The following is a 23,177-nucleotide window of genomic DNA, read 5'->3' on the forward strand; positions in this document are numbered from 1 at the left end:
CTCATTCTCCTTGGGCGGCGTAGTCGAGCACGGATTCGGCCAGGCGCAGGTCGATCGGGGTGGTGATCTTAAACGCCAGCGGGTCCCCGGCGACGGTGAGCACCTCGTGGCCGCACCATTCCATCAGGGAGGCGTCGTCGGTGGCGCTAAACCCGGGGTCGTCCTCGGCGAAGTAACGACGGTTCGCCTCCCACAGCGCCGCCAGCCGGAAGGCCTGCGGGGTTTGCACGGCGCGCAGGCTCGCGCGCTCCGGCGTGGCGACGACCCGCGTCCCCGCCACCTCCTTGATCGTGTCGGTGACGGGAACGACGGGGACGACGGCGTCGGCACCTGCCGTGGTCGCGGCGACCACCCGGGCGATCATGCCGGGTGGGGTGAGCGCCCGGGCGGCGTCGTGGACGAGCACGATGGCGTCCTCGTCGTCGATGGCGCTCAAGCCCGCCCAGACGCTCTCGGCGCGCTCGCCGCCGCCGCGTACGAGGCGGACGTCCGGGATGTCACGGCAGTAGCGCTCCATGCCCTCGCCGACTAACACGATGATCTCGTCGACCACCCCGGAAGCGCGCAGCGAGTCGACGGAACGGCCGACCAGGCTCATGCCTTTGAGGCGGACGAAGGCCTTCGGCACATCCGCCCCTAGGCGGGTGCCTTGACCGGCGGCGGCGACGACGGCAACGACTCGCATGACGGCCTCGCGGGTCTTTCTAGTCTTCGTCGTCGAAGCTCAGGGAGTCGATGTCGACATCCTCATCAAGTTCCGGCGCGGGGGCCTTGACCAGGCCGGCGGCGCGGTGGCGCTCGATGGTGTCCTTGATCTTTTCGTCCATCTCCTTGACCTTCTTCTCGTCGACCGGCTCGGCGAGAGCCAGCTCGCCGACGAGAATGGCGCGGGCCTTGGCGAGCATGCGCTTCTCGCCCGCCGACAGCCCACGGTCCTGGTCACGGCGCCACAGATCGCGCACGACCTCGGCGACTTTGTTGATGTCTCCGGAGGCGAGGCGCTCCTGGTTCGCCTTGTAGCGGCGAGACCAGTTACCGGCTTCCTCGACGTCCGTTTCGCGCAGCACGGAGAAGACCTTCTGCAGGCCCTCGGTGCCGACGACGTCGCGCACCCCGACCATCTCCGCGTTCTTCTTGGGTACGCGCACTTCCAGGTCGGAATGCAGGATGGACAAGACCAGAAACTCGAGGGTCTCCCCGTTCATCTCGCGCGTTTCCAGGTCGCTGATCTTCGCCGCGCCGTGGTGCGGGTAGACAACGACTTCGCCGACCTTGAACTCCATGACCTTTACCGAACCTCTCCCGTGCCGCGAACCGATTCCAGCCCCCACATACTACCACCGACCCCGCGTATCCGGGCCGCCGGCTGGGAGCTGCCGGCATGCTTGGCGGAAGGCTACTACGAAAGTTGACCCCCTGTGATGAAGTGAATGGGCCGAAACTGTGTCGCGCGAGGTGACAGGGACTAAGGTAGGTATCTGGAATAACTAGAAGTGCCCCTTTTTTCGTTGGAGGACCAGACGTGAAGTCCCTGCAGAGTGCCGCTCGTCGTGGTGGCATGATCTCCGCCGCTGCCCTGTCCGCTATGGCCCTGGCCGCCTGCTCCGCCGGCCAGATCACCCAGACCTCGAGCCAGGTGGCGGCCGTGGACGGCGCCTCGGGCGGAGACCGGGCACTGGGGGTGGCGGTCGAAAACATCACCGTACTTATCGACGACACCACCGGCGAAGCCTCCATGCAGTTCGCGGTGACCAACCAGGACCCCTCCGGCCAGGAGTACACCCTGGAGTCCGTCGAGGTCGACGGCCAGGAAGCACAGCTCGAGTCCACCGACCCGATCGCGGAGCAGTGCACGCTCATCGCCGACACCCCCTCCCACCTGGAGAGCATGCCGCAGTCGAACTCCGACTGCACCCAGTACACCACCGTCACCCTCGAGAACCAGGATTGGGCCTTCGCCGGCAACCTGCCGGTGAGCTTCACCTTCGACCACCTCGACGAGCCGATCGAGGTCACCGCCACCGTCTCCGCCCCGACCCCGGAAGCCGGCGAGCTGGATCGCCAGTACGACGAGGGCGAGTCCACCACCGAGCTCTTCTAGTCGGTTTCGGTGGCTAAAAAGCCCCGCACGCTCCACACCTGCACCGAGTGCGGCTATAGCTCGCCCAAGTGGTTGGGCCGCTGCCCCGAGTGCGGTAGCTGGGGCACTTTCGAGGAGTCGACGCCTCTCCAGGCCGCCGGCTCCTCCGGTGTTTCTCGCGGGGGTGGCTCGAGGACGCTGCGTCCGTCGGCAAGCACCCCCGCCACCCCTATCACCCGCATCAACCCCGCCGATGCCTCGGCGGTGAAAAGCGGCATCGGGGAACTCGACCGCGTCTTGGGCCGTGGCGTGGTGCCCGGTTCGGTGGTGCTGATGGCGGGGGAGCCGGGCGTCGGCAAGTCCACACTCCTGTTGGAGGTGGCGGCGCGCTGGGCGGCGCTCGAGCGCACGGCGTTATATGTCACCGCGGAGGAATCCGCCGGGCAGGTGCGCGCGCGTGCCGAACGCACCAACGCCCTCAAAGAGTCCCTCTACCTCGCGGCGGAAAGCGATCTTGATGTCATCTTCCACCACGTCTCGACGCTGAAGCCCTCCCTCATCATCGTCGACTCCGTGCAGACGATGCAGGCGCCCGGCGTCGAAGGAGTCGCCGGCGGCGTCGCGCAATCCCGGGCGGTCACGGCGGCGCTGACGACGCTGGCGAAACGCACGAACGTGCCCATCCTGCTGGTCGGGCACGTGACGAAGGACGGCAACGTCGCCGGACCACGGGTGCTGGAGCATCTTGTCGACGTCGTCCTCAACTTCGAAGGCGACCGGCACTCCTCGCTGCGCATGCTGCGCGGGATCAAGAACCGCTTCGGCGCGACCGACGAGGTCGGCTGCTTCGAGCAGACCGCCGACGGCATCCGCGAAGTCGCCGACCCCTCCGGGCTGTTCCTCTCACACAAGGGGCACACCCCGGACGGCTCGGCCGTGACCGTGGCGATGGACGGCGTGCGCCCCATCCTCGCCGAGGTGCAGGCACTCACTGTGGACCCGGTGGCAAAGAACCCGCGGCGCGTAGTCACCGGCCTGGATAACAACCGCGTCCCCATGGTCCTGGCCGTGCTGCAGGCACGCGCCGGCGAGCGCACCAACGACAAGGACGCTTACGTAGCGACGGTCGGCGGCATGCGTATCACCGAAACCTCCACCGATCTGGCGGTCGCGTTGGCGACGTGGTCCTCGCTGCACGAAACCCCACTACCCCCGCGGACGGTGGTGGTCGGCGAAGTCGGGCTGGCCGGCGAGCTGCGCCGCGTGCCGAACCTAGGCCGGCGCCTGCAGGAAGCTCAGCGGCTCGGCTATGAGCAGGCGATCGTTCCTGCTGGAAGCTCTCTTGCTGGTGAGGCGGACGGGATGCGGGTTCACTCGTGTAGCACGCTGGCGGATGCAATCGAGGTATGCCGACGGTAGGTTTCGTGGGCACAACGAATAGCAACTCGATCGTTTCGATAGGTTAATAAACGCTACCGCCGCCCAAACCCGGCGCGGGAGCCTCTTCTCAACGCCACATTCGCCCAGTACTTCAACTTTTGCGGGCGCGCATCCCAGAGCGAGTTCTGGTGGGCATTCTTAGCCATCATCCTCGGTGCTATTCCGGTGAATATTCTCGCCAACTACTTCGGGGACTACTGGGCAGACATCTTCGGCGTGCTGGCGTTCATCCCTTTCCTGGCCCTGACCTCGAGGAGGCTGAGGGACGCCGGTTTTCCGGGTCATCTCTTCATCCTCATCTTCTTCCCGTTAGTGGGAACGATCCCGCTGATCGCGTTTTTGCTCTTTCCTTCGGAGAAGAAGTAGGTGGTTTGGTGGGGGTTCTGGGCTTGCTGGGCGTTCTGGGCTTGCTGGGCGTGGGGCGCTTGCATGAGGCGGTAGCGCTGGTCGAAAGGAGGGCTATAGAAAGGAGTGCTGATTTCGACCGCGTGGGACTCCTTTAGGGGTGGCTCCTTTCGACCGGGCGCACGAGAGCGATAACGTTGCATGGCTACTAGAGCGCCAGACGCTCAGGGGCCTGCCTTTAGGGCTAATCCGCCTCGAATTCGCATGACGCGCTATCGCTGGTCGAAAGCAGAGCCATAGAAAGGAGTGCTGGTTTCGACCGCGTGGGACTCCTTTCTGGGCGACTCCTTTCGACCAGGCGTACGAGAGCGATAACGTTGCATGGCCATTAGGCCCTCAGGCGATCTGGAGGTCCGCTTTTCAGTGCGGTTTGACGTTGCTACTACACAAACCCTTGAAGGAAGATGCTTGAAGGGCGCGCCCTACAAGGTTCTTCCTTCAAGCATTTGTGTTCGAGCGTTACAGAAGGGCCCGGAGCCAACCGCGATCCGGACTAAGTCATCGGCCCCCACGTAGAGCGCTAACGCTGGTCGAATTCACCCTCATAGAAAGGACTACTCGTTTCGACCGCGCGGGACTCCTTTCGGAGCGACTCCTTTCGACCAGGCATACAAAAGCGATACCGCCCCATGCCCACTAAACGCCCCGCCCACACAACCTGCTTCTCATCACAAGACCGCACCGAAAAACACAACCCAGAAAACCAGAGACCCCTACCGCAGGTTGAAGGTGTGCGCGGGAGACGGGTTCTCCCCGATCACCGTGTGCAGGAAGTAGCTGCCCGCGGGGACGTCGGGGCGGTTGTCGCACTGACCCGGCGCGGACGCGGTGCGCGACCAGACTGCCTCGAAGAAGCGCTCCTCGCCAGCCGGGAAGGTTTCTTCGCCGGTCTGGACGGAGTCGTAGCAGTCGACGTCCGACCAGATGCGCTCGTTGGTGGCGAGGTCGTAGACCTCGAAACGCAGGGTGTTCTCATCGAGGTCGATGTGGCAGCCCTCGTCGGTGGGGTTGGCGACGGTCATGTAGAACGTCGGCTGCTCCCCCGCCGGATAAGTCGCCCGGTTGCTGTCGGCGGTGATCTGGAGATCCTCGAGGGTGCAGCCATCCTCACCTGCGGCGCGGGCGGTCTCCGAAGGCTCCTCCGACTCGGACTCGGACTCGGACTCCGACTCAGATTCAGTCTCCGAAGGCTCCGCCGACTCCGAAGAAGACGCCGCCGTCGTCTCCTCCACCCCGGCAGCACCGGCGGCCGGTTCATCGTCCCCGCCGGAGCGGGCGAGTGCGGTCAGCCCCCACACGAGCAGGCCGATGACCACTAGGAGCACAACCACCGCGGCGGCGCGGCGACGGCGGTAGTACTTCTCGGGGAGGCGCTGATCGTTGGAGTAAGTCACGCCTCTCAGTTTATTGCGTGCCCGGCTCGCCGGGTGGCATCTCGGCCGGCGCGTGTCCCTCCTGCACCCCACCGTGGGTGGCGAGGGTTTCTACTGTGCCGTCGGTGATCTGGTAGCGGGCGGCGACGACGCCGACGGTGCCGTCGGCGACTTTGGCCGCCAGCTTCGGCATCCGCTGGATCAGCTGGTTGGCCACCTCGCCGGCGTGGCGGCGTTCGAAGTCATCGGTCGCGGACTTGCCTTCCCCCCGCGCGGCGAGGATGGAGGGCGTGACGCGTTCGATGAGCACCCGCTGGTGGTCGTCGGGGATGCCGCCGCCGTCGATAGCTGTGGCCGCCGCCTTGACCGCCCCGCACGCCTCGTGGCCGAGCACGATGACCAGCGGGACCTCCAGCGAGTTCACCGCAAAGGAGATCGAGCCCATCACGGATTCGCCGAGGATCTCGCCGGCGGTGCGCACGACGAAGATGTCGCCGAGGCCGGCGTCGAAGATGAGCTCGACGGGCACGCGGGAATCGGAGCAGGCGAGGACGACGGCGATGGGGTTTTGGCCGTCACGAAGGGTGCGGCGCCGGTCGGCGTCCATGTTGGGGTGGTGCGAGTCGTGGCTAGCGAAGCGCGCGTTGCCGGCGCGCAGAAGCTCCCACGCCTTCGCGGCTGACATCTGAGTAGGCATAACCTCATTGTAAGCTGGCACCTCATGGCCTTTCGCAAGCTCCTCCCCTGGTTCGACGCCCACGAACGCGACCTGCCGTGGCGCAGCCCGGATACCCCCGCGTGGGGTGTGCTGCTCTCGGAGGTAATGAGTCAGCAAACGCCGGTCGCGCGCGTCGCGCCGATCTGGCGGGAGTGGATGCGTCGCTGGCCGACCCCGCGAGCCTTCGCCAACGCGGGGGCGGATGAGGTGCTGCGGGCCTGGGGAAGTCTCGGGTATCCGCGCCGCGCGCTGCGGTTGCATGAGTGCGCGCGGGTGGTCGTCGATAAGCATGGCGGCGAGGTGCCCTCCGATGTCGATGCCTTGCTCGCCCTGCCCGGCATCGGCGCCTATACGGCACGGGCGGTGGCGTGTTTTGCGTATGGGAAGAATGTGCCGGTGGTCGATACGAATGTGCGCCGGGTGTATCGCCGCGCGGTCGCCGGCGAGTTTTTGCAGGGCCCGGCGCGGGCAAAGGAGCTAAAGGAGGTCGAGGCGCTGCTGCCTGACGACGGCACCGGCCCCCGCTTCTCCGCCGCGCTCATGGAGCTCGGCGCCTTGGTGTGCACCGCCACCTCGCCGGCGTGCGAGAGCTGTCCACTTCTCGACGACTGCGCCTGGCACGCCGCCGGCTGCCCCGAGCCGAGCGCGGAGGACAAAGCCGCGGCGAAAAGGCGGGTGCAGAAGTTCGCTGGCACCGATCGCCAGGTGCGCGGGCTGATTATGAAGAGGTTGCGGGAGGCGGCAGGTGGCGTCGATAAGCGGGAGATCGACGCCGTGTGGCCGGACGAAGCGCAACGCTCGCGGGCGTTATTTTCGCTTATCGACGACGGCCTCGCCGTCCAAGACGACCGCGGCTACTTCCACCTGCCGCGGTAGTTGAGGCCGCCGGGCAGGTTCACCCAGAAGCCGCCGCGGGAGTTGATGGTGACCGGGCCGATCTTGGTGGAGCCGCTCGCCCCGGAGCGCGAGAAGTTCAGCCAGCTATTCTTGCCGACTTTCTTGCGGTCCCTGAAAAAGATACCCATCTCGCCTCCGATCGGATGCCTGCAGACTGTCGCGTCCTATCCTAGCGTGGCGCATCTTTGATACTTCCGTGGCCAGGTAATTGTTGCCTAGATCCCAATCAAGACGTATCTTCTTATGCAAAATCACTTCATCCGAGGAAAGAGACGATGCTTAGAATCCTTCTGCCCATCCTGCTCGGCCTGGCCCTTCTGGTGCCTGCCGAGGCACACGCCGACACCACCCCGGGCCAGCTGATTAATCGCAGCCCGGCCGCCCACCCGCTCGAGGCGTACCGCATTCTCTATACCTCCACCACCGCTGATGGGCGCCCGGTGGAGGTCTCTGGCTTCGTCATCGAGCCCGTGCGCCCCTGGCCCGGCGAGGGGCCGACCCCCACGATCGTCTTCGCACCCGGCACGCGCGGCGCCGGCGATCAGTGCGCTCCCTCGCGTGCCGACAACCTGTACGCCTCCCTCACCCCGCGCAACATCAACGTCAACTACGAGGTGCCCCTGCCCCAGATGGCGGCGCTGGGCGGGGTGCGCGCCGTCGTCACCGACTACGTCGGCTTAGGTACCGACGGCCCGCACACCTACGTCCACCACACCGAAGAAGCCCACGCGGTCCTCGACGCCGCCCGCGCCATCGCCGGCGACGGGCCTGTCGGTTTCTACGGCTACTCGCAAGGCGGCGGAGCGACCGCCGCCGCGGCCGAACACGCGGCCTCCTACGCCCCGGAACTGGACATTCGCGGCACCTACGCGGGAGCCCCGCCCGCCGACTTGGCCTCCGTGCTGGGAGCTGTCGACGGCTCCTCCATCGTCGGCGTCTTAGGCTACGCGATGGCCGGCTTCGCCGACCGCGACCCCGAATTCGCCGCCGCCTTAGACGAGATCCTCAACGACAAGGGGCGGCACTTCTTGGCCGATAACGCCAACAACTGCATCGTCGACTCCACGCTGAAGTGGGCCATGACTGATACTCGGCAGCTGACTGTGTCCGGCGAAACGTTGACCTCCGCGGCGCTCAACGACCCCGTGATCGCGGAGACGTTCGCGCGCGAAAAGCTCGGCCAAGCGGCGACGACGGGGCCGATCATGATCAGCTCCTCCACCGCCGACGACATCATCCCCAACGGCCAGGTCCGACAGCTCGCAGCGGACTACTGCGCCGCCGGCTCGACGGTCGAATACCGCGGCCACGAAGTGATCTCCACAACCAGCAGTCTTCCCTACGCCATCGACCATGCCCTAGGCATGGCGCTAGACGTGCCCGACTCGCTGGTCTATCTGTTCGATCGTTTCCACGGCACGCCCGCGCCGACGAACTGCTGAGGTGTGCGGTTGCCCTGATTCACGGGCCATCCGGCAGAGTTTTTGAGTAAATACCGACGATAATCTCGTTTCGGCCCTCGAAACCGCCAGATCGTCGGTAGTTACTTAAATCCGCGGCCCAACTCCTTCCCACACACGCATGCAAAAGGCCGCCCCGCAATTCCCGAAGGAACCAGGGGCGGCCTTCCTGCCGCATCAGCGGCTTACTGCGGCTGCGGTTCGGACCCGCCGGCGGAGGCGGGCGGCTCGTCGCCGCCATCATCGTCGCCGCCGGAATCACCCGGCTCAGCATCCGAGGAATCCGAGGCCTCACCGTCGTCCGGGGTCCGCGGACCCTCGACGTCGGATTCCGGGACGTCGGCCGGATCGTCAGCGGCGTCCTCGACGTCGCGCACCGCTTCAGCGGCCTCCGGGGAGATCTCGCTGAAGGCCTCCTCCGGCAGCGGCTTCGGGCGCGGGGTGAAGGTGTAGGTGGCGTTTTCGGTGTCCTTGGACTCGCCGTCCCAGTTCTCCACGTCCACGGTGACGATTTCGCCCGCACCAAGTTCGCCGAAGAGGATCTTCTCGCTCATGACGTCCTCGATGTCGCGCTGGATCGTGCGACGCAGCGGACGGGCACCGAGCACCGGGTCAAAGCCGCGCTGGGCCAGCAGGTTCTTGGCCTTGTCGGTCAGTTCGATGCTCATGTCCTGCTCGGCCAGCGCCTTGTCGGTGCGGCTGATGAGCAGCTCGACCATCTCGACGATCTGCTCGCGGGTGAGCTGGGCGAAAACCACGATGTCGTCGATACGGTTGAGGAACTCCGGGCGGAAGTGCTTCTTCAGCTCGTCGTTGACCTTGGTCTTCATGCGCTCGTACTTAGCGGCCTCGTCGGACTCCTTGGAGCCGGTAAAGCCCAAGCCCACGGCCTTGGAGATGTCCTGGGTGCCCAGGTTCGAGGTGAAGATCAGCACCGTGTTCTTGAAGTCGACGATGCGGCCCTGGCCGTCGGTGAGTCGGCCTTCCTCGAGCACCTGGAGCAAGGTGTTGTAGATCTCCTTGTGGGCTTTTTCGATCTCGTCGAAAAGCACGACGGAGAAGGGCTTACGGCGGACCTTCTCGGTGAGCTGACCGCCTTCCTCGTAGCCGACGTAGCCGGGCGGGGCGCCGAAGAGGCGGGAGGCGGTGAAGCGATCGTGGAACTCGCCCATGTCGATCTGGATGAGCGCGTCCTCGTCGCCGAAGAGGAACTCGGCGAGAGCCTTCGACAGCTCCGTCTTACCGACACCCGAGGGGCCAGCGAAGATGAACGAACCGGACGGACGCTTCGGGTCCTTCAGGCCAGCGCGGGTACGGCGGATGGCCCGCGAGACAGACTTGACGGCCTCGTCCTGGCCGATGATCCGCTCGTGGAGGACCTCCTCCATGTGGAGCAGGCGGTTGGATTCCTTCTCGGTGAGCTTGAACACCGGGATGCCGGTCCAGTTGGCGAGCACCTCGGCGATCTGCTCTTCGCCAACCTCGGCGATGTCCTCGAGGTCGCCGGCACGCCACTGCTTTTCCTTCTCGGCGCGTTCCTCGTTGAGCTTGCGCTCCTGATCGCGCAGGCCGGCGGCCTTCTCGAAGTCCTGGGCGTCGATCGCGGCTTCCTTCTCGCGGCGCACGCTGGCGATCCGATCATCGACCTCGCGAATCGACTCCGGGGCGGTCATGCGCTTGATGCGCATGCGGGCGCCGGCTTCGTCGAGAAGATCGACGGCCTTATCCGGCAGGAAGCGGTCGTTGATGTAGCGATCCGAGAGGCTGGCCGCCGCCTCCAGCGCGCTGTCCGTGTAGGAGACGCGGTGGTGCGCCTCGTAGCGATCGCGCAGGCCCTTCAGGATGGCGACGGTGTCCTCGAGCGAGGGCTCGTCGACTTGCACCGGCTGGAAGCGGCGCTCGAGGGCGGCGTCCTTCTCAATGTGCTTGCGGTACTCATCCAGCGTGGTCGCACCGATGGTCTGCAGCTCACCGCGGGCGAGCTTCGGCTTGAGCAGGCTGGCGGCGTCGATGGCGCCTTCGGCGGCGCCGGCGCCGACGAGGGTGTGGATCTCATCAATAAACAGGATGATGTCGCCGCGCTGGTTGATCTCCTTGAGCACCTTCTTCAGGCGCTCCTCGAAGTCACCGCGGTAACGGGAGCCGGCGACCAGGGATCCGAGGTCCAGGGAGTAGACCTGCTTGTCCTTCAGGGTCTCCGGGACCTTGCCGTTGACGATATCCAGAGCTAAGCCTTCGACGACGGCGGTCTTGCCCACGCCGGGCTCGCCGATGAGCACCGGGTTGTTCTTGGTGCGGCGGCTGAGCACCTGCATGATGCGCTCGACCTCCTTGCCGCGACCGACGACCGGGTCGAGCTTGCCCTCCTTCGCCGCCTGGGTGAGATTGCGGCCGAACTGGTCTAGCACCAGGGAGTTGGAGCGGTCTCCACCGCCGCCACCGGGCCCGCCGCCGCGGCCGGCAGCACCGGAACCGGCGCCGACGGGGCCACCGCCGGCACCTGCGCCAGCGCCGGCCGGACCGCCCTCAGGGTTCTGGCCCTGGCCGCCCTCGTAGCCGGAGAGCAGCTGGATAACCTGCTGGCGCACGCGCGGCAGATCGGCGCCCAGCTTGATGAGCACCTGCGCAGCCACGCCCTCACCCTCGCGGATGAGGCCGAGCAGCAAGAATTCGGTGCCGATGTACTTGTGCCCCATCTGCAGGCCCTCGCGCAGCGCGAGTTCGAGCACCTTCTTGGCGCGCGGGGTGAAGGGGATGTGGCCGGTGTGCGGCTGGGTGCCGCGGCCGATGATCTCCTCGACCTCGCCGCGCACGTCATCGAGGTTGATGCCCATCGACTCGAGCGCCTTCGCCGCGACGCCCTCACCCTCGTGGATCAGGCCCAGCAGAATGTGCTCGGTGCCGATGTAGTTGTGGTTGAGCATCCGGGCCTCTTCCTGGGCCAGGACGATGACGCGACGGGCTCGGTCGGTGAACCTCTCGAACATGTCGTCTCCCTACTAAATGCCGTCTGTTGCTAAAACTGTCACCCACTCTAACGCCCGGGGTGGACAGATCATTCTCCTTTTCCGGCCACCCTTAGCACCATACGGGCATTTTTGCAGGCCGGAGGCCTGTACGCCGGTAGCGAACAGCCCTAAGCTAGAGGTCATGGATACTGTCAGGCCGCCCGCCGTCGCAGGTTTGTTCTACCCCGCCGACCCGCAACAGCTGCGCGCCGAGGTCTCCACGCTCCTCGCGCCCCACCCGCCGGGAGACGCCCGCATCGTCGTCTGCCCACACGCCGGCTATCAGTTTTCCGGTGCGGTGGCGGCGCGGGCGGTGCGGGAGTTGGCGCCGTCGTTACGCAAGATTGCGATCCTCTCCCCCAACCACCGAGTGCCTTATCGCGGCATGTGCACGCCCGGCGCGCAGGCGCTGGCCACACCCCTTGGCAAGATGCGCGTGTGGCAGCCGGCTGAGATAGCTTCGGCCCCGCGGGTGCATCGGGATGAACACGGCATCGAGGTGATCCTGCCGTTTCTTCAGCTCACCCACCCGGAGGCGGAGATCTTCCCGGTCGTGGTGGCAGAAGATGACGCGGCTGCGGTAGCGCAGCTTATCGACGCCACGCTCGCCGATCCCACCGCCGGCGTCATTATCAGCTCGGACATGTCACACTCCTTGGAGGCCGATGCCGCCGTCGCGCACGACGATGCCGCGCTCAAGCGGGCGGAGGCGTTCGAGCCTCTGGTCGGCAACGATGCCTGCGGCCAGAAGGCCTGGAACGGGTTGAGCGTGATCGCGGCGCGCGAGGGGCTATATCCCGAGGTGCTCGCCCGCGATCACTCGGGCACCGCCTCGGGCGATTATTCACGGGTGGTCGGTTACGCGGCGGTGGCGTATCGGGAAATCGGCGCCCAGCTGCCGGAGATCGCCCGCGCCGCCATCGCCGGGGACGACGTTGAGCTCGAGCATCCCTGGTTGCGTGCCGACGGCGCCGCCTTCGTCACCCTCACCACCAACGGGAAGCTGCGCGGGTGCATCGGATCGGTCACCGCCCACCGGCCGCTTTTAGAGGACGTGCGCATCAACGCCCGCAACGCCGCCTTCCGCGACCCGCGCTTCGCGCCGCTGGACTCCCTCGACGGCATCGACGTGGAGGTCTCCGTACTCAGCACACCCGTCGACCGGGGCCGGGTGAGCCGCGACGAAGCCCTCTCTTTGTTGGAACCGGGGGTGGGGGTGACGTTGTCGTCGCAAAGCGGGCGCGGAACCTTCCTGCCGATGGTGTGGCAGCAGCTGGAGACGCCGGAGGAGTTCCTCACACAGCTGATGCGCAAGGCCGGGTGGCGGGCGTGGCCCGACGACGCCCGGATGGAAACGTATACCGCCAGGGAATGGAGATGACATGTGGCAAGAATCGCTTGACGACGGACGCCTCGAATGCACCCTCTGCCCCCGCAGATGCCGCCTGCGCGAGGGCCAGCGCGGCTTCTGCTACGTCCGGCAGCGCCAGGGGCAGCAGATCGTGCTCACCACGCACGGGCGCTCCTCCGGATTCTGCCTCGACCCGGTGGAAAAGAAGCCCCTCAACCACTTCCTGCCGGGATCCGCGGTGCTGAGCTTCGGGACCGCCGGCTGCAACCTCGGCTGCAAGTTCTGCCAGAACTGGTCGATCTCGACGTCGCGGGAATGGGACACGGTCTCCTCGACCGGTGAGCCGGACGCGATAGCTAAGGCAGCGGCGTCGTGGGGTGCGGAATCGGTGGCGATGACCTACAACGACCCGGTCATCTTCGCCGAATACGCCGTCGATACCGCGCGTGCCTGCCGTGAGCGCGGGCTGAAGACCATTGCAGTGACCAGCGCGTATATCGAAGCGCACGCGCGGGAGGCCTTCTTTTCCGCCTTCGACGCGGTCAACGTCGACCTCAAAGCCTTCACCCCGGAGTTCTACCGCAGACTCACCGGCGCGCGGCTGGATGTTGTGCTGGACAACCTCGCCTGGCTGGCGGAACAGGACATCTGGACGGAGCTGACCACCCTGATCATCCCCGGCAAGAACGACGGCGACGAGGAGATCACCGCCATGGCCGAGTGGGTCCTTAACAACATGGGTCCCGACGTCCCGCACCACTTCAGCGCGTTCCACCCGTCGCACAAGATGATGGATACCCCACCCACCCCCGCATCCACGCTGGTGAGGGCGCGATCCTTGGCGATGGACGCCGGCGAGCACTTCGTTTATACCGGCAACGTGCACTCTCGCGATGGCGACACCACGTTCTGCCCAGGGTGCGGCTCGGCGGTGATCGTGCGCGATTGGTACGACATCCTGGAGTACTCGCTGGATGCTTCCGGATGCTGCGAGTCGTGTGGGCAGTCCATCCCCGGGGTCTTCGATCCCTTGGGCGCCGGGTCCTTCGGGCGGCAGCGCATTCCCGAGGGCGTCGAGCGTTAGGGGTCACGGAGAATCAGGCGCCCTAGCGATCATGTTGCGGTATCGCTTTGTTGGGACTGGTCGAGATGAGGTGATCTTTCTATGAGAGTGAGTTCGACCAGCGATAGCGCTCTATATGAATGCGGGAGCCTCAGTCCGGGTCGCGATTGGCTCCCGGCCCTTCTGTGGCGCTTAACACAAATGCTTGAAGGAAGAACCTTGTAGGACGCACAATCAGGCCTTTTTCTCGCACAAAACCTTGTAAGACGCGCCCTTCAAGCATCTTCCTTCAAGGTTTTGTACAGCAGCAACGCGGACTTGCGCCGAAAGGCAGGCCTACGGAAGGCTAGGCACCCTAGCGGCCATGCGGCGCCATCGCTTTCGCGCGCCTAGTCGAAAGGAGTCGCCCAGAAAGGAGTCCCACAAGGTCGAAAGCAGGACCCCTTTAGATGCTACTCATTTCGACCAGCGATAGCGCGGCATGGGCAGGCAAGCGTAGCGAGCCGCCACGCTTTACAGAAGGGGCGGATGGGGCGACCAGCCGGCGACAAGGAGAACCGACCTGCCCGAGCCCCATGCGGCGCTAACGCTGGTCGAAAGGACCCTTACAGAAACGAGTCCCACGAAGTCGAAAGGACGCCTCCTTTCGACCGACTCCTTTCGACATCCCGCACACAGAAGCCCCCCCGAAACCGCCCTGACCATCGAAAACGCCAGCAACCCCGGCAACCCGAAAGAACCTACTGCTCCGGCTTCACGATCGGGAAGAGCACCGTCTCGCGGATGCCCAGGCCGGTCAGAGCCATCAGCAGGCGGTCGATGCCCATGCCGGTGCCGGCGGTCGGCGGCATTCCCTGCTCCATTGCGTGGAGGAAGTCCTCGTCGAGGACCATGGCTTCGTCGTCGCCACCTGCGGCCAGGCGGGCCTGGTCTTCGAAGCGCTCGCGCTGGATAACGGGGTCGATGAGCTCGGAGTACCCGGTGGCCAGCTCGAAGCCGCGGACGTAGAGGTCCCACTTCTCGGTCACGCCGGGCTTGGAGCGGTGATCGCGGGTCAGCGGGGAGGTCTCGACTGGGAAGTTCTTCACGAAGATCGGGCCATAGAGCTGGTCCTCGCACAGAAGCTCCCAGATCTCCTCGACGAGCTTGCCGTGGCCCCAGCCGCCGCCCGCGGGCACCTCGAGGCCGATGGCATCGGCAATCCCGCGCAGCTCCTCCACGCTGGAGTCGATGGTGACTTCCGGCTGGCCGGGGTGCTTGCGGGCCAGAGCCTCGTTGAGGGAGTCGTACATGTCGAGCTCCGGCCATTCGCCGCCGAGGTCGTAGTCGGTGCCGTCGACAAGCGTGACCGTCGTCGAGCCGAAGACCTCCAGAGCGATGGCCTGGATGAGCTCGCGGATGGTGCGGGCGCCGTCGTCGTAGGTGCCCCAGGCCTGGTAGGTCTCGAGCATCGCGAACTCGGGCGAGTGCGAGGAGTCGATGCCTTCGTTGCGGAAGTTGCGGTTGACCTCGAAGACGCGCTCCAGCCCGCCGACGACCGCCCGCTTGAGGTAGAGCTCTGGGGCGATGCGCAAGTATAGATCCAGATCGAGCGCGTTCGAATGAGTCACGAAAGGCCGCGCCGCCGCACCACCGTGCAGGGTCTGCAGCATCGGGGTCTCGATCTCGTAGAAGCCCTCGTTTTCCAGGTAGTGGCGCAGCGCGCGCATGACCTTGATGCGGATCAGCGCGTTACGACGCGCCTCCTCGCGCATAATCAGATCCGTGTAGCGGTGGCGCACCCGCTGGTCTTCGCTCATGTCGGCGAACGCGACCGGCAGAGGCCGCAACGCCTTGGACGCCATGTGCCAGGTGGAGACCATGATGGAGAGCTCGCCTCGTCGAGAAGCGATGACCCGGCCGGTGACCGAGACGATATCGCCCATGTCCGTGTCCGCCTTCCAGCTGGCCAGCTGCTCCTCGCCGACCTCGGCGAGAGAAAGCATCGACTGCAGCTGGGTGCCATCGCCTTCCTGGAGGGTGGCAAAGCAGAGCTTGCCGGTGTTGCGCTGGAACATGATGCGACCGGTGACGGAGACGACGTCCTCGGTTTCCTCGCCGGCGGAGAGGTACGTCACGCCGTCGATACGCTCGGTGTCCTCGTTAGCCACCTGGTAGCGCTTGCGCAGGTCGCGCAGGCTCGTGGTGCGGTCGACAGCGACCGGGTAGGGGTCGTGGCCGGCCTCCTGCAGCTTCGCGCGCTTCTCCTGGCGGATGCGGGTCTGCTCGGGAATGTCCTGGGTCTTCTTCTGCTCGCTCACGGTCTTCCAGACTAGCCGATGGCCCCCGCGACGACTGGGGTCGGCTTTCCACCGCGAGTTATGCATAATAGAGCAGATATCCCTCCACCCCATGGCAAGGCTATTATGTCTCATTCCACTAGTCGGCGGATCGAATCGGAACCGCTGAGTTCTCAAGACCACGAAAAACAGAAATCCCAGAAGAAGGGTCTTCAGTCAGATCCTTTCATCTTCTGCGGCGCGCTGGGCTTCATTGTGGTGTTCGTCGTTGTCACCCTGGCCTTCGGGACGCGCTCGCAACAGTTCTTCGCCTCCGTGGCGGACGGCTTGGTCAACAACCTCAACTGGTTCTACATCGGCGGCGTCTCCACGGCGTTCCTCTTCCTTATCGGGCTGTTCGTCTCCCGCTTCGGCAACGTGCGCCTAGGTGACGACGACGAAGAGCCCCGCTACCGCCTGTCCACCTGGTTCGCGATGCTCTTTGCCGGCGGCATGGGCGCCACGCTCATGTTCTGGGGCGTGGCGGAGCCGCTCAACCACGCGGTCAACCCGCCGCGCGGAGACTTCGCCCCCATGTCGCCCGAGGCCATCGAGCAGGCCTTCGGCTTCACCTTCTACCACTTCGGCATCCACATGTGGGTCATCATGACCCTGCCGGGGCTGGCGCTGGGCTACTTCATCTACAAGCGCAAGCTGCCGCCGCGCCTGTCGTCCGTGTTCGCGCCGATCTTGCACGGCCGGATCTACTCGACGCCGGGCAAGCTCATCGACATCCTCGCGATCGTGGGCACCACCTTCGGTATCGCGGTGTCCATCGGCCTGGGCACCCTGCAGATCAACGCCGGCATGAACATCCTGTGGGATGTGCCGCTGATCGGCTGGGTGGAGATGGCCATCATCTTGGCGATTACGGTGGCGGGCTCGATCTCCGTCGGCACCGGCCTGGATAAGGGCATTAAGATCCTGTCGAACATCAACATGGGCATGGCCATCGCGCTCATGGTGTTCATCCTGATCACCGGCCCTACGCTGAAGCTGTTGAACTTCATCGTCGAATCCGTGGGCATCTACGCGCAGTGGCTGCCGGAGCTGATGTTCTGGACCGACTCCTTCAACGACAACCCGGGCTGGCAGGGCAGCTGGACCGTGTTCTACTGGGCCTGGTCGATCTGCTGGTCGCCGTATGTCGGCATGTTCATCGCCCGCATCTCCCGCGGCCGCACCGTGCGTGAGTTCATCGGCGGCGTGCTCATCGTCCCGACGATCTTCGACCTCGTGTGGTTCGCCGTCTTCGGCCGCGCGGGCATCGACGCCGAGCAGGACAACCCGGGCCGGCTCACCGAGCGCGTCGTGCACGACGGCGACGTCCCCTTCGCGCTCTTCGGCCTGCTGGATCAGTACCCGCTCGCCGGGATCGTCTCGGCGTTCGCGCTGGCGGTGATCGTGATCTTCTTCATCACGTCGATCGACTCGGCGGCTCTAGTCAACGACATGTTCGCCACCGGCGAGGAGAACCAGACCCCCACCTACTACCGAGTGGGCTGGGCCGTCGCGATCGGCGCCGTGACCGCCGCGATCATCCTGGTGGGCCAGGACACCGGCATCGACACGCTGCAGCAGGTCGTGGTGATCGTGGCGCTGCCGTTCTTCCTCATCCAGTTCATCATGATGTACGCCCTCGCCAAGGGCCTCGTGGAGGACTCGGCGGCGCAGCGGCGCGTGAGCACCCGCCAGTGGGAGAAGACGGACAGCGCCGAGAAGCTGGAGAAGCACGAGCAGAAGTCGGCCCCGGGTTATGACGAAAACGGCGATCCCCTCCCCGCCAACGGCATGACCTACGACGAGGACGGCAACCTGGTGATCCCGGGCGACGTGCTCATTGGCGGCAACCTCGGGGTGACCGGCGACTGGGCCGATCGCCCCGAAGAAGAGCGCCGCGATACCCGCATCATCGAGCAGTCCCGCCCGGTCAGCTCCGATGACTGGGGTAAGCGCTAGATACTAGTCGCGGGCCCACCAGTTTTCGAAGGTGAGGTTCGCGACGGTGGTGTTGTCCACGTAGTCACCGCGTACCGGGTCGGTGCCGGTGGTGGCGGCGAGGATGTCCTCCGAGCCGGCGCCGCGGAAGAAGAACGGCACGACCTGGTTGGTGGGATCCTCGGAGTACCACTCGTGGTTCGGGACCTGACCGGCCTGGCCGGTGATCGCGCGCCACTCCGGGTTCTCATCCTGGCCGGAGAGGTAGCCGGTCTCGTGGTCGGCGGTGACGATCACGAGGGTCTCGTCCCACGAGGAGTTGGTCTCGACCCAGTTGACCACAGCCTCCACGGCGTCGTTGAAGTCCTGGGTCTCCTCGATGTCGCGGGCGGAGTCGTTGTCGTGGCCGGCCCAGTCGATGGCGCCGCCCTCGATCATGAGGTGGAAGCCCTCGTCGTTGGTGTTCAGCGCGTTCAGGGCGCCGGTGGCCATGGTGCTCAGATCGACGACGCCGTTCATCTCGTCGGCGTAGGGCTCGGCGGCGTCGCCGTCGCGGCCCTGCTGCAGGGTGGAGCCGACCTGCGGGAGGCCGAAGTAGCGCTCGCCCTCGGTGACGTTGCCGGCGGCCAGGGACTCGAAGTCGGCGGTCTCGTCGAAGAAGGTGAATTCGGTCTCGCCGTTGGCCAGGGCGTTGTAGGTCTCTTCGGAGACGTAGTTGTAGTTCGGCACGTCCAGCTGGGCGTTGTTGTCGTCGAAGAACGGGTGGCCGGCGCCCATGATGACGTCGAGCTCGGAGGCGACCATCTCAGCGGCGATGCCGTGGTAGTCATTGCGCGACTCGTTGTGCGCACCCCAAGCGGCCGGGGGCGTGCGAGAAAGGCACGGAGGAGACGACGCCGGCGGACTTGCCCTGCTCAGCGGCGAGCTCGGAGACGTTTTCCAGCGCCTCGCCGGAGGAGTCAACACCGAGGGAACCGTTGGTGGTCTTGGTGCCGGTGGCCATGGCGGTGCCCGCCGCGGCGGAGTCGGTGGGGTCCTGCTTGATGTAGTCGTGGTCCGTCCAGGCGGCCTGCGGGTCGTAGCTCTTGCCCTCCGGGAAGGTGGTCATGGACAGGCGGTGGAAGTCATCCTGCTCGTAGACCTGCACGGCATCGCCGGCGGCCTCCTCGAGCTGCGCTGGATCGTTCGGGCCCTCGACCTGGTAGCGGGACTGGCCGGTCTCGAAGAAGTTGGTGGAGGCGACGTGGTTGTAGCCCATGCCGTCGCCGATCATGTAGATGATGTTCTCCGGGTCTTCGGATTGGGCCTCAGCGTCATCATCAGCGCCCGGCTCACTGGACCCGAGGAAGCTCGAGCCCGGCAGGCTGGAACCGAAACCGGAGCCTTGGGAGGAGCCGAAGCTGGAGCCGAGGCTCGAGCCGGAGCTTAAGGAGCTGGCGGAGGCCGGCAGGATGCCGCCGGCGAGGGTCAGGGCGCTGACGGCGGCCACGAGGGACGCCCGCGAGGTGCGGCGCAGAGAGGTCATAGGGAAGTACTCCTTGGAGAAAGATCTGGAAGGATGGGTACTTCACGGAGGCTAGGTACGTTGATTTACCGGTTCGTTACGGTTTGTGAAGCACTTTCAAAGAACATGTGAACCCAGCCACTATTTTTAGGAGGACCACGATGCGCACGTCCGTCGAGACGCTTCGCGACGTTCTAACCCGCACACTCATCACCGCCGGCATGCACCGCCCGGCGGCCACGGTCTTCGCCGCCGCCAGCGTCGATGCCGATCAGCACGGTAAACACGGCAACGGCGTCGGCCACATCCCGGATTATCTGGCGGCGCTTAAGCGCGGCTCGCTCAACGGCGCCGCCGGGCCCAGCGTCGATGCGCGCGGGGCGATCGTCAGCGTGGACGCGGATGAGGGCATAGCCCACTTCGCGTTCCACAGCGCGCTCGATGACATCCTCGGCACGGCCCGGGCGAACGGCACCGCCATCGTGGCTATCCACAACTCCTTTACCACCGGCGAGCTGGGCTGGTACGCGCGCACGCTCGCCACCCACGGGCTGATCACCCTGGTGACCACCAACTCCCCCGCGCTGGTCGCCCTGGGTGACGACGGTCGGCGCACCGTCGGCACCAATCCGCTCGCCTTCGCCGTCCCAGAGACCATGACCATCGACCAGGCCTTAAGCCCCCGCGCTTTTCAGGACGTGCGCCGGGCGGCCGCGCGCGGCGAGTCGCTGCCGGAAGGCTGGGCCGTCGACAGCGAGGGCCAGCCCACCACCAGCGCGCAGGAGGCGTTAACGGGCGCGCTGTTGCCCTTCGGCGGGCGCAAGGGCGCGAACATCGGCCTCATCTCGGAAACGCTGGCGCTTTTGGCCGGAGCCACGCCGTCGGTCGATGCGCCCTCGTATACCGAGGGCGATGAATCCCCGGCGGTGGGGCTTTTCGCCCTCGCGCTGGATCCCGAGGCCTTCGGGGAAAACCGCGGGCAGGCGATCGCCGAGCACCTGGTCCGCCTCAGCGAGGACTACGGCGTCTACCTGCCGGGACATGCGGCGGCGACACAGCCGCTGCCGAAGGTCATCGAGGTCGACGATGAGCTGTGGGCGCAGCTTAATTATCCTCCAGGTTTTTAAACCCGATGCCGATCGGCACGCCCACGTTGTCGATCAAACGCACCCCACCGATGGTGGCGGCGACCAGCAGGCGGGCATCGCCCTCGGTGGGCGGGGCCCCCATGTCGAGCCCGCGCAACTGAAGGTACTCCGGCTCGATGCCGGCGGACGCCAAAATCCCGCTGGCCGTATCTAACACCACGTCCTTGCCCTCTTCGGCGGCGTGCGCCCCGGCGGTCAGCGCCGCGGAGAGCACCATGGCCTTCTCCCGGTCAGCTTCGGCGACCGCCGCGTTGCGCAAGCTGATGGCCAGGCCGTCGGGCATGCGCACCGTCGGCACGCCGTGCAGCTCCACGCCCAGGTGGAGATCCGCGATCGCGCGGGTCAAGGCCACGGTGAGCTCGAAGTCCTTCTCCCCCACCACGACATCGCTCGGCTTCAGCGCGCCTAGAAGCGCCACCAGGCGGGTGAGCTCGCGGTTGATCTCCGCGGCCGGTTCGAGGCCTTCCTGCGCCTGCACGGTAGTCGCCGGGCGGCCCTTAGGCCACAGATCCTCGTCGCGGACGCGCCAGACGACGTCGACGCCTTCGTCGGCAAGCATCTTCGGCACCTCGGTGCCCGTCCAGGCGATGACGACCACCGCGCGCGGCAGCAGAGTCGCGGCGCGGATCAGCGAGATGTGACCGGTGTGGAGGTCGTCGTGGAGCGGCACGAGGACGACGGGCCGGCCGGTTTTGCGCATCGCCGAGCCGAGCATGCGCACGCGCTCGAGGGAGTCGAATTCCTGGGCCTGACGAAACTGAAAGCTCATGAGCCTCTATCTTGCCCGATGGCCCAGAGTTCGATGTCGTCGGCACCCGTCTGCTCCGCGGTGCGCCGCGCCAAATCCACAAAGGAGCGCGCCAGGCCCGGATCGGCCATCGCGGCGTGCTGGGCACTGAGCTTATCGACGCCCGGCAACGCCCCCGCCGATACCACCCCACGGGCGATATCGCAGGCGGCCTTCTCATTGCCCAGCGCCTCCAGCAGCATGGAGGCCGCGTCATTGCGGGCGGCCTCGGCGAAACGGGCGAAGCTCAGGCCCGCCAGCAGGCGCTGGCGCCGGCTATCCGGGACCGGGAAAACGCGCAGGCCCAGCTCCGCGGCGAGCAGCTCGATGATGGTCGATCCCAGCTCGTCGAGGGCGTCTATGACCCAGATCTCCCCGGCCAGCGGGGCGAGTGCGGCGACCACCGCGCCGGTGGTCTCGAGCGGATCGAGGATCTGGGCGCCGTAGGAAAGCGCGGTGTGTACGAAGATCTGCCCTCGCCGGGCATGCAGCGCTAAGGCCTCCACGTACTCGGGAAGGCGCGCCTCATCGACGGCGATAATCACCAGCTCGCAGTCGGTGATTTCGGCCGATTCGCTGACCGCGTTCACGGTGTGGCCGAGATCCTGCAGCGACTCGCGCAGGTCGGTGTGATCGCTCTCGTCGCTGAGGTATCCCACCCGCATGCGGGGTGGGGTCACTGGCCGCGGCCCTTCAGGTTGCGCATCAGCTCGGCGACGGAGACGGCCTGGGCGTTTTCATCGCGACGCCGCCGCCCACCGGCGTGTTCCTCCTCGGCCGGGGCGGGCTGCTCGCTCACCGCGGGCCGCTGGCGTGCCGACGGCTCCTCCGAACGCCTTTCAGCGTCATCGCTGGCGGCCTCGGCGCGGGTCTTTTCATGGATGAGCGCGGACAGCGGGTTCGATTCCGCCTTCGTGGCGCGGTGCGAGCCGATGCGCCCGGCGACGGCGTCCGCGCTCGGGGCGCCGGTAGGGCGCTTCGGCGCTTCCGCTTCTTCCTTTTCTTCCGGCGCTTCGTGGGCGCCGTGGTACGGCTCGTCGTCGACCTTGACCTGCTCGGCGGTCACGGGCTCCCAAGCGGTCTCCGGCGCCTTCTTCGGCTCCGGGCGCGCGGAGTCGACATACTTCAGCGGCGGGTGCTCTTCGCCGGCCGGAGCCGGCGGGGCGACGTGCGAGCCGGTGGACTGGCTGACACTCGAGGCGCTGCGGGTCTTTCCGGTCTCGCCCTTGCCGGCGGGCTCGGTGTCTGTGACCACGCGGATATCGCCGGGGCGGCGCGGGGATTCGACCTCCGGGATGCGGCGGGCATCGGCGCGGATGGCATCCGGCTCATAACCGAGCGACTCGCCGGTGAGCTCTTCGAGGCGATCACGCAAAACGGCGATCTCTTCCTTCAGCTCGCGCAGGGTGGAGTCATTGCCGTGCTCGGCGCGCAGCTTGTCCATCTCGGCGCTGTGGACTTCCTCGCGCATCTCCGCTTCGTTGGCGGCCTCACGGGCCTGGTTACGGTAGCGGTAGACGAGGAAGAAGCCGATGATCGCCGCCCAGAGCGCAGCCAAAAGGGCGATCTTCAGCGCGACGGCGCTGTCGGTGAACAGCATCACGATGCTCGCCACAGCGGCGAGGACCACGAGGGCGATCAGCAGGATGTTGCCGGTGTTGTTATCGGTGCCGTTCTTTTCACGCAT

At 66.1% G+C, this 23,177-nt stretch carries 20 protein-coding genes and 1 pseudogene; 9 read left to right on the forward strand and 12 right to left on the reverse strand.

What is annotated here, in order from left to right; translation table 11 throughout:
• Position 1: 1 nt before the first annotated feature.
• Both ispD and C3B44_RS10010 read right to left on the reverse strand, forming a co-directional pair.
• Complete coding sequence (gene ispD, locus C3B44_RS10005; RefSeq protein WP_108432235.1) at positions 2-685, reverse strand: 2-C-methyl-D-erythritol 4-phosphate cytidylyltransferase; 684 nt, start codon at positions 683-685, stop codon at positions 2-4.
• Positions 686-704: 19 nt separating this feature from the next.
• Entirely contained in the window at positions 705-1,283 is a 579-nt protein-coding gene (locus C3B44_RS10010; protein ID WP_108432236.1) for a CarD family transcriptional regulator, read from the reverse strand.
• Between the two features lie 239 nt (positions 1,284-1,522).
• Here C3B44_RS10010 and C3B44_RS10015 point away from each other — a divergent pair, with 239 nt between their 5' ends.
• From C3B44_RS10015 to C3B44_RS10025, 3 genes and pseudogenes are all read left to right on the forward strand, one after another.
• The gene (locus tag C3B44_RS10015) at positions 1,523-2,101 is read left to right on the forward strand and encodes a hypothetical protein (protein WP_146183481.1); all 579 of its coding nucleotides are present in this window, start codon (positions 1,523-1,525) and stop codon (positions 2,099-2,101) included.
• A 9-nt stretch (positions 2,102-2,110) separates the two neighbouring features.
• Positions 2,111-3,499, forward strand: a complete 1,389-nt coding sequence (radA, locus tag C3B44_RS10020) for a DNA repair protein RadA (RefSeq protein WP_108432238.1) — start codon at positions 2,111-2,113, stop codon at positions 3,497-3,499.
• Between the two features lie 120 nt (positions 3,500-3,619).
• A pseudogene (locus tag C3B44_RS10025) lies at positions 3,620-3,886 on the forward strand (DUF805 domain-containing protein); the annotation flags it as partial.
• 752 nt (positions 3,887-4,638) lie between these two features.
• Here C3B44_RS10025 and C3B44_RS10030 read toward each other — a convergent pair.
• Both C3B44_RS10030 and C3B44_RS10035 read right to left on the reverse strand, forming a co-directional pair.
• Positions 4,639-5,319, reverse strand: coding sequence for a hypothetical protein (locus tag C3B44_RS10030; protein ID WP_108432239.1), 681 nt, complete (start codon positions 5,317-5,319; stop codon positions 4,639-4,641).
• A 10-nt stretch (positions 5,320-5,329) separates the two neighbouring features.
• Entirely contained in the window at positions 5,330-5,995 is a 666-nt protein-coding gene (locus C3B44_RS10035) for a carbonic anhydrase (protein ID WP_108432240.1), read from the reverse strand.
• Between the two features lie 24 nt (positions 5,996-6,019).
• On the opposite strand from C3B44_RS10035, the gene C3B44_RS10040 reads away from it, so the two are divergent.
• Positions 6,020-6,892: an HhH-GPD family protein gene (locus C3B44_RS10040; protein ID WP_108432241.1), complete on the forward strand. Its 873-nt coding sequence runs from the start codon at positions 6,020-6,022 to the stop codon at positions 6,890-6,892.
• Here C3B44_RS10040 and C3B44_RS10045 read toward each other — a convergent pair.
• A complete protein-coding gene (locus C3B44_RS10045; RefSeq protein WP_108432242.1) occupies positions 6,871-7,041 on the reverse strand; it encodes a DUF4236 domain-containing protein in 171 nt (56 codons plus the stop codon). The two genes, C3B44_RS10040 and C3B44_RS10045, sit on opposite strands and share 22 nt — an antisense overlap.
• A 147-nt stretch (positions 7,042-7,188) precedes the next feature.
• Between C3B44_RS10045 and C3B44_RS10050 the strand changes: the two genes are divergently transcribed.
• Positions 7,189-8,355, forward strand: a complete 1,167-nt coding sequence (locus C3B44_RS10050; protein WP_108432243.1) for a lipase family protein — start codon at positions 7,189-7,191, stop codon at positions 8,353-8,355.
• Between the two features lie 203 nt (positions 8,356-8,558).
• Here the strand turns inward: C3B44_RS10050 and C3B44_RS10055 are convergent, their stop codons facing one another.
• Positions 8,559-11,360 carry an ATP-dependent Clp protease ATP-binding subunit gene (locus tag C3B44_RS10055; protein WP_108432244.1) on the reverse strand — a complete coding sequence of 934 codons (2,802 nt, stop codon included), beginning with the start codon at positions 11,358-11,360 and terminating at the stop codon, positions 8,559-8,561.
• 163 nt (positions 11,361-11,523) lie between these two features.
• Between C3B44_RS10055 and amrB the strand changes: the two genes are divergently transcribed.
• Together amrB and amrS are read left to right on the forward strand one after the other, a co-directional pair.
• Positions 11,524-12,762 carry an AmmeMemoRadiSam system protein B gene (amrB, locus tag C3B44_RS10060; protein ID WP_158268660.1) on the forward strand — a complete coding sequence of 413 codons (1,239 nt, stop codon included), beginning with the start codon at positions 11,524-11,526 and terminating at the stop codon, positions 12,760-12,762.
• Position 12,763: 1 nt separating this feature from the next.
• A complete protein-coding gene (gene amrS, locus C3B44_RS10065) occupies positions 12,764-13,816 on the forward strand; it encodes an AmmeMemoRadiSam system radical SAM enzyme (protein WP_108432246.1) in 1,053 nt (350 codons plus the stop codon).
• Between the two features lie 719 nt (positions 13,817-14,535).
• On the opposite strand, the gene lysS is transcribed toward amrS, so the two are convergent.
• Positions 14,536-16,095 (reverse strand): lysine--tRNA ligase, encoded by a 1,560-nt coding sequence (gene lysS, locus C3B44_RS10070; RefSeq protein ID WP_199222435.1) that lies wholly within the window; start codon positions 16,093-16,095, stop codon positions 14,536-14,538.
• Positions 16,096-16,200: 105 nt separating this feature from the next.
• Between lysS and C3B44_RS10075 the strand changes: the two genes are divergently transcribed.
• Positions 16,201-18,072 carry a BCCT family transporter gene (locus tag C3B44_RS10075; protein ID WP_108432248.1) on the forward strand — a complete coding sequence of 624 codons (1,872 nt, stop codon included), beginning with the start codon at positions 16,201-16,203 and terminating at the stop codon, positions 18,070-18,072.
• Between the two features lie 3 nt (positions 18,073-18,075).
• Here C3B44_RS10075 and C3B44_RS12095 read toward each other — a convergent pair whose 3' ends face one another.
• Both C3B44_RS12095 and C3B44_RS12100 read right to left on the reverse strand, forming a co-directional pair.
• Positions 18,076-18,855, reverse strand: a complete 780-nt coding sequence (locus C3B44_RS12095; protein WP_268876439.1) for an alkaline phosphatase — start codon at positions 18,853-18,855, stop codon at positions 18,076-18,078.
• A 22-nt stretch (positions 18,856-18,877) separates the two neighbouring features.
• Positions 18,878-19,576: an alkaline phosphatase gene (locus C3B44_RS12100; protein ID WP_268876438.1), complete on the reverse strand. Its 699-nt coding sequence runs from the start codon at positions 19,574-19,576 to the stop codon at positions 18,878-18,880.
• Positions 19,577-19,716: 140 nt separating this feature from the next.
• On the opposite strand from C3B44_RS12100, the gene C3B44_RS10085 reads away from it, so the two are divergent.
• Complete coding sequence (locus C3B44_RS10085) at positions 19,717-20,682, forward strand: Ldh family oxidoreductase (RefSeq protein ID WP_108432249.1); 966 nt, start codon at positions 19,717-19,719, stop codon at positions 20,680-20,682.
• Here C3B44_RS10085 and C3B44_RS10090 read toward each other — a convergent pair.
• From C3B44_RS10090 to C3B44_RS10100, 3 genes are read right to left on the reverse strand one after another with little or no spacing between them, the layout of a single operon-like run.
• Positions 20,660-21,472: a pantoate--beta-alanine ligase gene (locus C3B44_RS10090; RefSeq protein ID WP_108432250.1), complete on the reverse strand. Its 813-nt coding sequence runs from the start codon at positions 21,470-21,472 to the stop codon at positions 20,660-20,662. The genes C3B44_RS10085 and C3B44_RS10090 overlap by 23 nt on opposite strands.
• A complete protein-coding gene (locus C3B44_RS10095; protein WP_146183480.1) occupies positions 21,469-22,170 on the reverse strand; it encodes a 6PGD fold domain-containing protein in 702 nt (233 codons plus the stop codon). Before C3B44_RS10095 ends, C3B44_RS10090 begins: the two co-directional genes overlap by 4 nt.
• Complete coding sequence (locus C3B44_RS10100) at positions 22,167-23,177, reverse strand: DUF6779 domain-containing protein (RefSeq protein ID WP_108432252.1); 1,011 nt, start codon at positions 23,175-23,177, stop codon at positions 22,167-22,169. Before C3B44_RS10100 ends, C3B44_RS10095 begins: the two co-directional genes overlap by 4 nt.

Origin of the sequence: Corynebacterium yudongzhengii, assembly GCF_003065405.1 — a bacterium.
In the GTDB taxonomy this organism is placed as follows: Bacteria; Actinomycetota; Actinomycetes; order Mycobacteriales; family Mycobacteriaceae; genus Corynebacterium; species Corynebacterium yudongzhengii.